This window comes from Micromonospora sp. CNZ299 (assembly GCF_002754415.1).
In genome coordinates this window covers 1,975,456-1,988,789 of record NZ_PEFG01000001.1, presented here as the reverse complement: position 1 = coordinate 1,988,789, position 13,334 = coordinate 1,975,456, and the positions used below count along the sequence as shown (strand labels likewise).

Annotated in this window: 12 protein-coding genes; 8 read left to right on the top strand and 4 right to left on the bottom strand. The window is 69.7% G+C overall.

The features are described from left to right. Window positions 1-2 precede the first annotated feature (2 nt). On the bottom strand, window positions 3-1,226 hold the full coding sequence (locus tag CLT68_RS09555) for an MFS transporter (protein ID WP_486482121.1): 1,224 nt from the start codon (window positions 1,224-1,226) through the stop codon (window positions 3-5). Between the two features lie 140 nt (window positions 1,227-1,366). On the opposite strand from CLT68_RS09555, the gene CLT68_RS09550 reads away from it, so the two are divergent. From CLT68_RS09550 to CLT68_RS09525, 6 genes are all read left to right on the top strand, one after another. Next, complete coding sequence (locus CLT68_RS09550; RefSeq protein ID WP_099850228.1) at window positions 1,367-1,873, top strand: Lrp/AsnC family transcriptional regulator; 507 nt, start codon at window positions 1,367-1,369, stop codon at window positions 1,871-1,873. 189 nt (window positions 1,874-2,062) lie between these two features. Continuing rightward, window positions 2,063-3,856: a thiamine pyrophosphate-requiring protein gene (locus CLT68_RS09545; protein WP_099856971.1), complete on the top strand. Its 1,794-nt coding sequence runs from the start codon at window positions 2,063-2,065 to the stop codon at window positions 3,854-3,856. Window positions 3,857-3,940: 84 nt separating this feature from the next. Next, complete coding sequence (locus tag CLT68_RS09540) at window positions 3,941-4,450, top strand: HPP family protein (RefSeq protein ID WP_099850226.1); 510 nt, start codon at window positions 3,941-3,943, stop codon at window positions 4,448-4,450. 16 nt (window positions 4,451-4,466) lie between these two features. Further along, on the top strand, window positions 4,467-6,902 hold the full coding sequence (locus tag CLT68_RS09535) for a nitrate reductase (RefSeq protein ID WP_099850224.1): 2,436 nt from the start codon (window positions 4,467-4,469) through the stop codon (window positions 6,900-6,902). A gap of 3 nt (window positions 6,903-6,905) precedes the next feature. Next, complete coding sequence (locus CLT68_RS09530) at window positions 6,906-7,364, top strand: hypothetical protein (protein WP_099850222.1); 459 nt, start codon at window positions 6,906-6,908, stop codon at window positions 7,362-7,364. A 241-nt stretch (window positions 7,365-7,605) separates the two neighbouring features. Next, window positions 7,606-7,995, top strand: coding sequence for an STAS domain-containing protein (locus tag CLT68_RS09525; RefSeq protein ID WP_158240873.1), 390 nt, complete (start codon window positions 7,606-7,608; stop codon window positions 7,993-7,995). A gap of 81 nt (window positions 7,996-8,076) precedes the next feature. On the opposite strand, the gene CLT68_RS09520 is transcribed toward CLT68_RS09525, so the two are convergent. Then, window positions 8,077-8,556, bottom strand: coding sequence for a DUF4383 domain-containing protein (locus CLT68_RS09520; protein ID WP_486482120.1), 480 nt, complete (start codon window positions 8,554-8,556; stop codon window positions 8,077-8,079). A 182-nt stretch (window positions 8,557-8,738) separates the two neighbouring features. On the opposite strand from CLT68_RS09520, the gene CLT68_RS09515 reads away from it, so the two are divergent. Continuing rightward, window positions 8,739-9,968, top strand: a complete 1,230-nt coding sequence (locus tag CLT68_RS09515) for a trypsin-like peptidase domain-containing protein (RefSeq protein WP_099850218.1) — start codon at window positions 8,739-8,741, stop codon at window positions 9,966-9,968. Between the two features lie 57 nt (window positions 9,969-10,025). On the opposite strand, the gene CLT68_RS09510 is transcribed toward CLT68_RS09515, so the two are convergent. After that, window positions 10,026-11,315, bottom strand: coding sequence for a cellulose binding domain-containing protein (locus CLT68_RS09510; protein ID WP_099850216.1), 1,290 nt, complete (start codon window positions 11,313-11,315; stop codon window positions 10,026-10,028). Between the two features lie 337 nt (window positions 11,316-11,652). Here CLT68_RS09510 and CLT68_RS09505 point away from each other — a divergent pair, with 337 nt between their 5' ends. Continuing rightward, window positions 11,653-12,900, top strand: a complete 1,248-nt coding sequence (locus CLT68_RS09505) for a PP2C family protein-serine/threonine phosphatase (RefSeq protein WP_099850214.1) — start codon at window positions 11,653-11,655, stop codon at window positions 12,898-12,900. A 5-nt stretch (window positions 12,901-12,905) separates the two neighbouring features. Here CLT68_RS09505 and CLT68_RS09500 read toward each other — a convergent pair whose 3' ends face one another. Beyond that, entirely contained in the window at window positions 12,906-13,253 is a 348-nt protein-coding gene (locus CLT68_RS09500; protein WP_088951341.1) for an STAS domain-containing protein, read from the bottom strand. Between the last annotated feature and the right edge of the window lie 81 nt (window positions 13,254-13,334).

Below are 13,334 nucleotides of genomic sequence, written 5' to 3'. Positions count from 1 at the left end.
TCTCAGGCCGGGCCTACTCGGCCTCGGCGGTCGGCCGCGAGCTCGGGATGCCGCTCCGGCTTCGAACGGGACTGCCGGTACGCGAGCAACCACGGGATCGGCACGAGCGCCATGAGACCGCCGGCCACCGCCACCGCGGCGAACCCGCCCCCGGCAAAGAGGGCTCCGGCGGCCAGGCTGGCGACGATCGACGCGGTGAAGACGATCGCGTCCACGCCACCCTGCACCTCGCTGCGCTCCACCGGGTCCAACTGCCCGCTGAGCATGCTGCTGCTGCCGACGAAGACGAGGTTCCAGCCGTATCCGAGGAGGAACAGGCCCGCCGGGAGGGTCGTCGTGTGCCCGGTTGGGGCGATCCCCACGATCAGGGCGGCCGCGACGAGGAGGACGACCCCGGCGCTCACCGTCCAGCGCCCACCCCAGAGGTCGGACAGACGACCGGACAAGGGGGCCAGGGCGAACATGCCGATCATGTGGGCGCTGAGCACAATGCCGACCACGTTCAGGCCGTGGTGCTGATCGTGCAGTTGTAACGGGGTCATCGTCATCACGGTGACCATTGAGAGGTGGGCACCGAGCATCGCGCACAGGGCGGTGGCCACGGCGGGGAGCCGCACCAACGCGCCAACGCGGGACAGGGAGAGCGCGGACGGAGGATTCACACGCGGTGGCTCGCCGGACGGTGGCAGCACCCGGGTGATGGTCAGCGCCACGATGACGAGCACGACCGCGGCGAACACCGTGCCGGACAGTGCCGGCAGGCGCATGGCTTCGGCTAGCCGGCCGGCGGGCGGGACCAGGTTGGGGCCGGTCAGCGCGCCGACGGTGCCGGCCCAGACGATGATGGACAGCGCGGACGCCTTGCGATCCTCGGGGTACATGTCCGCCGCCAGATAGCGCGACACCTGGGCGCCACCGTTGCCGACGCCGATCAGGACCAGCCCGACGAGCAGGGCTGCCAGGCCGGCGCCGGCCGCGCCCGCGAAGGCGGCGACGGCTCCCGCGACCGCCGACGAATACACCACGGTCAGCGCGAACGACCCGCCCCGACGTGCCGTCACCGCGCCCAGACCCAGCGCACCGATCGCGGACCCGAGCACTCCCGCCGCGTTGGCGAAGCCGCTCAGGCGGGCCCCCGCGGTGTCGGCGACGATCAGGGTGCTGACGGTGGTGACCGCCACGGTCGCCGTATTCATCATGGCCACGCCGACGAACAGCGAGGTCATCGCTCGCGCCCGGGAGGGTGGAGCAATTCCGTGTCGTAGAAACCCCATCCTTGCAGCCTAGAAATTCAGTAGTCGATATAGAATTTCATGCGTTTCACAGATGCGAGATCAGAGATCCGTTTGTCAGGTGAGGACAGGCGATGACTTTTCAACTGGAAAAGGCGCTCGACGACGTCGACTGGCAGATCATCCGGGAGCTTCAGCAGGACGGTCGGCTGTCCATCCGCGCCCTCGGTCGGCGGGTCAACCTGTCGGCCCCGGCGGTCGGCGAGCGGGTCCGGCGGCTGGAGGACTTCGGTGTCATCACCGGATACCAGGCGCGGATCAACCCGCGACTTGCCGGATATCCGCTACTGGCGTTCGTGGAACTTCGGTGCGCGCGCGGGCAATGCCTGCTGAACACCAGTTCGGCTGCCGAGCATCCGGAAATTGTCGAGGTCCACAAGCTGAGCGGTGGGCACTGCTCGATGTTGAAGGTACGCACCACCTCTCTTGAGCACCTGGAAGGGCTGCTCGAACGCCTGGGGCGACACGGCGACGTACGATCCAGCGTGGTGCTCTCCAGTCAGCACGAGGACGACCGGGTCACCCCGCCGCACGAGGTGTATCGCGGCGCCACCCGGCACGCAGGCTGGCAGCCCCGGTGACGAGCCGGGGAGCGGCGGGGCCGGTCAGGCAACTCCGCTCCTCGGTCCTCGTGCGCTTGAGCTGGGCGCAGCGGTGCGGCCGACCTTTGGCAGCCAATGCACCCAATGCAGGTTCTTTCTGTCCGGTTTGATGTGGCAGCTCGGGGTACGGCCACCTGGTGGAAGGCGATCGAGGCGAGGGAGGCGGCGGTGGCGGACGCGACGGTGGCGGACCTGGTGGTGTCCCGCTTGACGGACTGGGGTGTGGACCGGGTCTTCGGCTATTCGGGTGACGGCATCGACGGGGTGATGGGGGCGTTACGTCGGGCCGGGCAGCCCGAGTTCGTGCAGGCCCGACACGAGGAGACGGCCGCGTTCATGGCGTGCGGTCACGCGAAGTACACCGGCGGGCTGGGGGTGTGCCTGTCCACTCAGGGGCCGGGTGCGGTGCATCTGCTCAACGGTCTGTACGACGCCCGGCTGGATTCCCAACCGGTGCTCGCCCTGGTCGGCCAGCAGGTGACGTCGGTGCTGGGCAGCGGTTACCAGCAGGAGATCGACCTGGTACGCCTCTTCGGCGACGTGTGCGCACAGTTCGTGCAGACCGCGTACACCGCGGAGCAGTTGCCGATGCTGCTGGACCGCGCGATCCGGACGGCCCTGGCGACCCGCAGCCCGACCTGCGTGATCCTGCCGCACGACGTGCAGACCGCGCCCGCTCCCGACCTCGGTGCTCAGCAGCACGGGATCATGGTGACCAACCCCGGGTTGCCCGTGCCTGAGCTGCGGCCCCGCGCCGATGATCTGCGGGCCGCCGCGGATCTGCTCAACGCCGGACAGCGCGTGGCGGTCCTGGTGGGCCAGGGCGCCCGCGCCGCCGCCAACGAGGTGGTCGAGCTGGCCGAGGCGCTCGGCGCGGGGGTGACAGTGTCGCTGCTCGGCAAGCCGGTGTTGGACGAGGCGATGCCGTTCCACACCGGCGTGATGGGTCACCTGGGCAGCACCGCCAGCAGTTTCCTGATGAGCGAGTGCGACACGCTGCTGATCGTCGGCAGCAACGACCCCTGGTCCGAGTTCTACCCCGCGCCGGGGCAGGCCCGGGCGGTGCAGATCGACATCGACGGCCGGCGTCTGGGCATGCGCTACCCGGTGGAGGTGCCGCTGCTCGGTGACGCCGCCGAGACGATCCGGGCCCTCCGGCCGCTGCTCAGGCCCCAACCGGACCGGAGTTGGCGGCAGCGCGTCGAGGCCGAGGTGACCCGCTGGCGGGACATCGCCCGGCAGCGGGCCACCGCCGAGGCCGAGCCGCTCAATCCGCAGTACGCAGTGCACGCGCTCACCGACCGGCTGCCCGGAGACGCGCAGGTGTCGGTGGACGTCGGGTCGGTGACCTACTGGTACGCGCGGCACCTGCGGCTGCCCGTCGGTGTCGACGCGCACCTGTCGAGCACCCTGGCCTCGATGGGCTCGGCACTGCCGTACGGGTTGGCCGCGAAACTCGCCGCACCGCACCGACCGGTGGTGGCCCTCGCCGGTGACGGTGCCATGCAGATGAACGGGTTGGCCGAGCTGCTCACCGTGGCGCACCGCTGGCGGGACTGGGCGGACCCGCGCTTCGTGGTGCTGGTGCTGCACAACCGCGACCTGGCGGAGGTGAGCTGGGAGCAGCGGGAGATGGAGGGTGACCCTCGCTTCGTCGACTCGCAACGACTGCCGGACGCCCCGTACGCCCGTTGGGCCGAGCTGCTGGGGCTGCAGGGCTTCCGGGTCACCACCCCCGCCGAGGTCGACGCCGCCTGGGACCGGGCCCTGTCGGCGGACCGTCCGACGCTGATCGAGGCGATCGTGGATCCCGCGATCCCGTTGCTGCCGCCCGCGCAGCCGTACGAGAAGGTCGCCACCATGTACCAGGCGCTCGGCCGGGAGGACACCGACCTGAGTCGGCGGGCGCTGGCACACCTGCGCCGCGAGCGGGCCAGCGAGGGCTTCGACGACCCGCAGTGACCGGCGGGCAGGTGTCACGTTCGGGTTCTGGGGGACATATCGCCGAGCCGGTGACGGGCGGCGAACGAGACCAGGGGGAAGCGCATGGGACTGGCCAGGCAGTCGGCGCACGCCTTCGTGGGCAGCGCGCTGGCGGTGGTGATCGCCGGGCTGGTCGCCCTCGTCACGCATCAGCCGTGGCTGTTTCCCAGTCTGGGGCCGGCCGTGATGTTGCATGTGGAGAAACCACGATCACCTGAGGCTTCGCCGCGTAACACGTTCATCGGGCACGCGGTCGCCCTGCTGGCCGGGTACGTGTTCCTGATGGTCTGTGGGCTCGCCGATGAACCCTCCGCGCTGCAGGAGGGGGTGAGTGGGCCGCGGATCGTGGCGGTGGCCGGCTCGCTGGCGGTGACCGTGTTGCTGTTGATGCTGCTGAAGGCGTCCCATGCCCCGGCCGGGGCGACGACGCTGATCGTGAGTCTGGGTCTGCTGCGTACGCCGACGCAGTTGCTCATCGCGGCCGGTGCGGTGGTGCTGGTCACGGTCGTTGACTGGTTGTACGGGCGGGTGTCCGGACGACCGATGCCGCTGTGGGCGGCACCCGAGCGGTAGTCGAGAGGAGTGCGTCGTGGTTGACCGGATCGCCGAACCGTGGGGTGAGCGAACGCCGTACGGGCCGGGGCAGGAGTGGCCGGTACGGGTGGACCGGTATCTGGCCGACGGTCGGGGCGATGCCGACGTGGACCGGTGGGTGCAGTCCGCGTCGGTGCTGCACTCCAACGGCGACGCCATGGACATCGGGGTCGCCGACGGGCGGATCGTGGGCGTGCGTGGCCGCGCCGTGGACCGGATCAACCGGGGCCGGCTCGACCCCAAGGACCTTTACGGCTGGCAGGCCAACCACAGCCCGGACCGGTTGACCCGGCCGCTGGTCCGTGACGGTGACAGCCTGGTCGAGGCGGACTGGGACACCGCGATGGGCCGGATCGTGGCCCGGTCTAAGGAACTCCTCGACGGGCCGGGGGGATGGGGGCACTTCGGCTTCTACACCAGCGGCCAACTCTTCCTTGAGGAGTACTACACCCTCGGCGTGATCGGCAAGGCCGGCCTCGGGACGCCGCACATGGACGGCAACACCCGGCTCTGCACGGCCACCGCCGCGGCGGCGATGAAGGCGAGCTTCGGCACAGACGGCCAGCCCGGTTCGTACACGGATGTGGACCACTGCGACGCGATCGCGCTGTGGGGGCACAACGTGGCGGAGACGCAGACGGTGCTGTGGATGCGGATGCTGGACCGTCGACGTGGGCCGAATCCACCGGCGATGCTGGCGGTGGACCCGCGCGCCACCCCGGTCGCCCGGGAGGCCGACCTGCACCTCGCGGTCCGCAACGGCACCAACATGGCCCTGATGAACGGCCTGCTGCGGGAGATCGTTCGGCGGGGCTGGTACGACCGTGACTACGTCGACGCGCACACAGTGGGCTTCGACGAGCTGTGCCGGATCATCGACGGTTACCCCCCGCGCCGGGTCGCCGACATCTGCGACGTGCCCGCGGCCGACGTGGAGCGCGCCGCCGAGCTGCTCGGCTCGTCGCAGCGGCTGCTGTCGACGGTGTTGCAGGGCTTCTACCAGTCGAACCAGGCCACCGCCGCCGCCTGCGCGGTCAACAACCTGCACCTGATCCGCGGCATGATCGGCCGGCCGGGGGCGGGCATCTACCAGATGAACGGTCAGCCCACCGCGCAGAACACCCGGGAGACCGGCGCCGACGGCGACCTGCCCGGCCTGCGCAACTGGGACAACACCGCGCACATCGAGGAACTGGCCCGGCTCTGGAACGTCGACGTCGACATGATCCCGCACTGGGCGCCGCCGACGCACGCCATGCAGATCTTCCGGTACGCCGAGCAGGGCTCGATCAAGCTGCTCTGGATCACCGCCACCAACCCGGCCGTCTCGTTGCCGGACCTGGCCCGGATCCGGCGGATGCTGGCCAAGCCCGACCTGTTCGTGGTGGTGCAGGATCTCTTCCTGACCGAGACCGCCGAACTGGCGGACGTGGTGCTGCCCGCCGCCACCTGGGCGGAGAAGACCGGCACGTTCACCAGCGTCGACCGGACGGTGCACATCTCCGACAAGGCGGTCGACCCGCCCGGCGAGGCGCGCACGGACCTCGATATCTTCCTCGACTACGCCCGCCGGATGGACTTCCGCGACCGTGACGGCCAGCCGCTGATCCCGTGGACCGGGCCGGAGGAGGCGTTCGAGGCGTGGAAGGAGTGCAGCCGCGGACGGCCCTGCGACTACACCGGCATCACGTACGAGAAGCTTCGCGGCGGCTCCGGCATCCAGTGGCCCTGCACCGAGGAGTATCCCGACGGCACCGAGCGCCTCTACACCGACGGGACCTTCAACACCGACCCCGACTACTGCGAGACGTACGGCAACGACCTGGCCACCGGCGCCGAGTTCACCGAGCCGGAGTACCGCGCCAAGGAGCCGCGTGGCCGGGCGTTCCTGCTCACCGTCGACTACCAGCCCTCACCCGAGGTGCCCGACGACGACCACCCGATGCTGCTCACCACTGGTCGCACCGTCTACCAGTTCCACACCCGGACGAAGACCGGCCGCGCCCCTCAGCTCAATCAGGCAGCCCCGGACGTGTGGGTGGAACTCAACCCGGACGACGCCGCCCGACTCGATATCGCCGAGGGCGACCTGGTCGGCATCTCATCCCCGCGCGGCGCCATCCAGGCCCGCGCCCGGCTCTGCGGCATCCGTCCGGGTGTCGTCTTCGTGCCGTTCCACTACGGCTACTTCGACCAGAATCCGGACGACCGCACACCGCGCGCGGCGAACGAGCTGACGATCACCGCGTGGGACCCGGTCTCCAAGCAGCCTCTGTTCAAGGTCGCTGCCGTGGCGGTGGCGAAGCTCGCCGATGGCCGGGGCGTACCCTCGCCGGCACCCACGGTCGGCGGCAGCGCGCCGCCGTCGGACGCCCACGTGCCGTCCACCGTCGGCGGGCCGGCCGCCGAGGCCACCAGCGGAAAGGAGTGAGCCGTGCACCTCGCCCACTACCTCGGCCTGCTGCACCGCGCGCAGGTCAATCTGGCAGACGCTTTCCGGCAGGTCGGCGACGCGCACGCGGAGGAACCGGACATCCGCCACCTGTGTCAGCAGCAGGCGAAGCGCTGCGACGGGTACGCCGAACAGCTCCAACCGTTCGCCGCCCGCTACGCCGAGGACGCGCCCGACGAACCCGACCGGCTGCACTCGCAGCTCTTCTCGGGCACCCGCACCGGCGGCATCGGCCTGCTGCGTGACCTACAGGACCTTTACCTGATGGCCGCCGAGTGCGACATCGCCTGGACCGTCGTCGGCCAGGCGGCGTACGGGGTCCGCGACCAGGATCTGCTCGCGGTGGTACGGCGCTGCGAGGGGCAGACCGCCATCCAGCTCAAGTGGCTGCGTACCCGGATGAAGGCCGCGGCGCCCCAGGCGCTCGTCGTCGCCGACTGACCCGCGCCGGCTCGACCGGAGCCGTTCTCCTCACACTGCCGGCAGGCGTGAGTGGGCTTCCTCGGGGTAGGAACACGCACGGGTCAAGACACGCGCCCTCCAGCCTCCCGCGTGGCATCTCGTGTCGCTGCGGGCGGCGTGGCCGTTGGGGAGCGGAGGCGACATGTGGGAGACCGGCACATCTGGTGAACGCGCGGGCCGTCGATCGGGTCGAGGGCCGGAACGGGTCGGTAACCAGGTCATGTCGTTGGCCCTGACCTGTGTGGGTTCGGCGAAGCTGATCCACGTCTCCGGTGAGATCGACATGAGCAACGCGCACCTGGTCACCGAGTTGGTGGCGTGCGCCTGCCACTCGCCCGCGGCGCCGGTGATCACGGTGGACCTCTCCGCGGTGCGGTTCTTCAGCGCGCACGGCGTGAGCGCGCTGCTGGAGGCTCAGCACATCGCGGTGACGACCGGAGCAGCGTTCATCCTGCGCGACCCCGCGCCGTGCGTCACCTACCTCCTCGCCACGTCCGGTGCCCTCGGGGACTTCCGGCTCAACCGCGGCGACGGACACCGGCCCCGTCCGCGACCGGTGACCGCCGACCTGGTGACGCCCGTGCGGCACCACCCCCTGACCAGCGGCTGATCCTGGCCGGGAACTGAGCCGCACCGCTGATCTGGCGCGATCAGCGGTGCGGCTCGGCTTCGACGTCGATCTGCTCGTGGGTCAGCGACGATCGGCCGGCTGACGGGTCAGGGCCACGCCGAGGCCGATCATGCCCAGCCCGAGGAACAGGTGCAGCCAGTTGTCCGCTCCGTTGAGCGGCACGAAGTTGGCGCCGCTCTCGTGGTCGATGACCAGACCGTAGAGCCAGAGAACCAGATAGATGGCACCGCCGCCGATCAGGTAGCCGCGCGCTCCGGAGATCGTCCGGGCCAGTGCGAGCCCGGCGACACCGAACGCGAGGTGGACCAGGTTGTGCAGGATCGAGACCTGGAACAACCCGAGAAGCTTCGCCTCGGACTCGTGCCCGGCGAACTGGATGGTGTCGAAATCGCTGGTGATGCCGGGGATGAACCCGAGCACGCCGACCAGCAGGAAGACAACGCCAACGACCTGCGCCGCCGTGCGTACCGGGTGCTTTCCGGTGGTGGTGGTGCCGCCCCGGCCGGACCTGTTGACCATCATGACCTCCTCTGTAGACATCGAGTTGCTTGTCCCCCGGAAGGCCAGCTCGAAACCGGATGGTTCGAAGCAGTGACGACAGAGCCCTCGTTTGGGTTCCGCTCCCGAGGCCACTCAAAAGATAGATAATCTTGCATGTCTTCTCACTATCCGGTATGAAGGCTGCAAGCACGTTCGGTGCTGGTTCTTCGGGAGGAGCGACGATGAAACATGCCCTGCGCCGCCTACGAACGGTGGCCGTCGCGCTCGGCGCCGGCACACTCGGGCTGAGCTTGCTGTCGGTACCGGCCGCCGAGGCGTACTCGGTTCAACCACTCGCGCCGCAATCACAGCGGGCACCCGAAGCAGACCAGTTCTCGGCCGAGGGCGTCACCACGGTCGGTGAACTCCGAACCATCGACGGCTCGCTGTCACACGCACAGGAGGGCGGGAAGCAGATCATCCGGCACCCCGGCGCGTCGTACGTCAAGGTGCACTTCAGCTCACTGCGCCTGGCCGACGGCGAGTACGTGACAGTGTCGAGCCCCGACGGTCGGGAGAGCTACCGGTACGACCGCCACCTGAACCGGGCGACCGGCGCGGACTACACCACCGACGGACAACCGGGCTTCTGGGCGATGTCGGTGGACGGCGACACCGCCGTGGTGACGGTGCACAGCAGCCGCTCCTCCCGCACCAGCGCCGCGACCATCGACCGGTTCTGGCGCGGCTACGACGCCACCGAGATCAAGCAGCACAACTTCACCACGCAGTCCGTCTGCAGCACGGACGCCCGCCGCGACGTGGTCTGCTACCAGAGCAGCCACCCCAACGAGTACGCCAAGGGCAGGGCGGTGGCGCGGCTGCTGATCAGCGGTGGCGGGATGTGCACCACCTGGCGGGTCGGCAACACCAACCGCATGCTGACGAACAAGCACTGCTTCTCGACGCAGTCCGCCGTCAGCGGCAGCGAGATGCAGTTCAACTACCAGTGCGCCACCTGTGGCGGCTCGAACCCGGGCGCCGGCACCAAGGTCAGCGGCGCCACCCTCTACAAGGTGAGCAGCGGCGGCTCCAGCCAGCTGGACTACACCCTGTACTCGGTGAACAACTTCGCCAACATCCAGTCGTTCGGCACCCTGTACCTGGCGACGACCGCCACCACCACCGGCACCCGGATGTACGTCCCGGGCCACGGCGACGGCAACCCGAAGCGATTGTCCATCTACGAGGACACCCAGAACGGCGCGACGTGCACGGTGAGGAACGCGAACTACAACACCTACAACATCAGCTACAGCTGTGACACCTCCGGCGGCAACTCGGGTTCGCCGGTGCTGAACGCCAGCCACCGGGTGATCGCCCTGCACCACCTCGGCGGTTGCCCGTCGAACCAGGGCGCGAAGGCGCACCTGATCTACAACGAGATCGCCAGTCTGATCGACAACGGCTGACGACCGACGTCACGAGGGCCCGGAGCCAGCTGGCTCCGGGCCCTCTTTCTGCCGTGCTCAGGGACTGGTGCAGGTGACGTTGCTCGGTGGGGTGGCGCCGTCGCCGGTGGCGGTGAACCCGAACGTGGTCGAGGCGTTCGCGCCCAACGTGCCGTTGTAGGCGGCGTTCCGCACGGTGACGCTACCGGTGGTGCCCGTGTTGGTGCCGCTCCACAGGCTGCTGATGGCCTGGCCGCCGGCCAGGGTCAGGCCCACAGTCCAGCCGTTGAGTGTCGTGGCCGTGGGGTTGGCCACCGTCACCTCGCCCTGGAAGCCACCGGGCCAACTGTTGACCGCCCGGTAGGTGGCGGCGCAGGTGCCCGGCTCGCCGGTCGGCGGCGGAGTGGTCGGGGGCGGGGTCGTCGGCGGCGGAGTGGTGGGTGGCGGAGTCGTGGGTGGCGTGGTGGACTCGAACTGACTGAAGAACCGCCAGATCTCACCCGAGGTCCACGTCCGGGAGTCGTTCGGGCTGCCGGACCCGTCGACGGGGCTGGGGGTGTGGTCACCGTCGAACGCCGCCCACTGCACCGGGTAGCCGGCTCGACATCCGGCGTACGCGGTGGTGATGTGGGTGAGGCTGCCTCGGCTCGGCTCGCGCGGGCTCTGCGCGGTGCAGCCGTTGTTGCGGACGAACGTGTCGCGCAGTTGCCGACCCTGCGAGATGTTCAGCACGCTGTCGAAGGTGCCGTGGATGCCGAAGTAGGCGACGGGTTGGGTGCCGCCGTTGCATCCGCTGAGGTTGGCGCCGGACAGGACGGTGACCGCGCGGATGACGGTGGGCCGGGCGCAGGCCACCGCGTAGCTCATGGCCCCGCCGTAGCTCCAGCCCAGCGCGAAGCGCTGGGTCGTGTCGACGCAGAGGTCGTTTTCGATCTGTCGGGAGATGTCGTCGAAGAGGGTCAGGTCCCGACCGTTGGTGTTGGCCCAGCCGGCGTTGAGGCCCTGCGGCGCGACGAAGATCGTGCTGTTGTTCGACAGCGGCTGAAGCCCGTAGTAACCGGCCGAGGTGACGTTGTTGGCCGAGCCGTTCAACCAGTGGAACCCGAAGATCAGTCGGTAGGGGTGGTTCCGGTCGTACCCGTCCGGGATCCGCAGGTTGTAGGTGCGGCTCTGTCCGCTGCTCTGGATCGTGCGCGTTCCGTTGGTCAGCGTGGGGGCCTTGCCGCAGCCGGCGGTGGCCGCGAGGGTGCCGTTGGTGGCGGCGACCGCTGTCGCACCGAAGCCGCCGCTCAGTGCGCCGCCGGCGGTGGCCGCGAGGAGAAGTGCCGCGGCCATGATGGATGGGAGGAGATACCTACGTTTCAGCATTGCGTGGGCTCCTTGCCGTAGGGCCGTGTCGGCCGGCGACGGAATGCGGTCGCCTGGCATCGACTGGGGTGCCCGGACGGGTCACCGACCTGGGGCCGGCGGGAGAGGGCGTGCGGCGGCACGTCTTCGCGACTGGCTGCGGTGACCGGGAGCGTGCCCTTCACTCCCGGGTGAAAGATAGCATGTTATCGATAACATCCTGAAGCGTTCGCGCCTCTCCAGGTCACGACCCAGGCGGTCGGGCCGCCCGCTCCGCAGCGCTACGACTACCTGCTCACCGGGAAGGCCCAGCCGTCCGCGCCGAAACACCGGGACGATAGGTGCCTATGCTCAACCCGTGGAGGACAACGAGGAGGCCGTGCTGACCGGGATGTTGCAGTCGGCCGAGGAAGCCGCACCGGTCGAGGCGGTCCAAGCGGTTACCGGCACCATCGCCAAGTCGTTGAACGCGCTCAGTGTCTCGCTGCTCATCGCCGATCTCAGCGGCCGGGCGCTGGTCCGGCTGACCCACCAGGCAGCCACCGGCCACCCCGACCGCCATCAGGGCGAGGAGGCCGCCGAGGTCCTCCCCTTCGACGGCGGGCCCTACGAGCAGGCGCTGCGCCAGCAGACCGTCCAGCTGCTCCACGGCGACGGAAGGTGCAGGGTGCTCGCACCCGTCACCGAACGCGGCGAGACCATCGGCCTGCTGGAGATCGACCTGCTGGACGAGCCGGACGTGGGCGTGCTCGCGAGGATCGCCCGCACTGCGCACGCGCTGGCGTTCGTGGTCATCGCCAACCGCCGGCACACCGACCTGTTCGAATGGGGGCAGCGCAGCACCCCGTTCACCCTCTCCGCCGAGATCCAACGCCGCCTGCTGCCGGCCTCGTTCACCTGCGAGGCCGGAGCGTTCGCCCTCTCCGGCTGGCTGGAACCCGCTGCGAGCGTCGGCGGGGACACCTTCGACTACAGCGTGGCCCGCGACGTGCTGCACCTCGGCGTCACCGACGCGATGGGCCACGGCGTGGCCAGCGCGCTGACCGCCACGCTCGGGGTGGGCAGCCTGCGCAACACTCGCCGGCGCGGCGACAACCTCGTCGCCCAGGCCGAGGAAGCCAACCGGGCCCTCGCGGAGCACGCCAACGTACGCGGCGCCTACGTGACCGCCGTGCTCGGCCGCATCGACCTGGCGACCGGGCGCTGTGAGCTGCTCAACGCCGGGCACGTCCCACCGACACTGGTCCGCGAGGGCCGCGCTGAGACGCTCGAACTGCCCGCCAACTTCCCACTGGGCATGTTCGCCGACGAGGGCTACCGCAGCGATACGATCACCCTGCTGCCCGGTGACCGGCTGGTCGTCGTCACCGACGGAGTGCGCGAACGCAACGCCGCCACGTTGGATCTGCCCGCCGCTCTGCTCGGCATCGCGCATCTGCATCCGCGCGAGGCGGTCCGGGCGCTGTCCGACGCGGTGCTGGCGGCCGCCGGGCCGGTTCTGGCCGACGACGCCACACTGCTCATCATCGACTGGTACGGCGGCCACGGGCTGCGATCGAGCACCGCTGGCGCTGACACCGCCCGTGCCAGCCCCCACCCGCGGTGAGGCGGTCATGACGCCGCCGGTGACGCCTCCTCGGCATCCTGCACGGTGTCGAAGATTCCAATGACCCGGTCCACCGAGGTGATCGACAACACCGTACGCACCGAGCGGCCGACCCCCGCCAGGGCGAGCCAGCCGTTCCGCGCACGCAGGTCCTTGTGGGCGACCACCAGCACCCCCAGGCCACTGGAGTCCATGAACCCGACGTCGGTCAGGTCCACCACCACCCGGGCGTCGTCCTCCACCGCCTGACTCAACCGGTCACGCAACTCCGGTGCGGTGCTCATGTCCACGTCACCGGCGACCTCGACCACTGTGCCGATCCGCCCCTGCCGCGTCGACAGCGTGAAGTCCACGTAACGCCCTCTCGATATGGTGCAGCTGGTGGCTCGGCGACACTGCGCCGCACTGGACCCACCGTGCCAGAAAACCCTGCC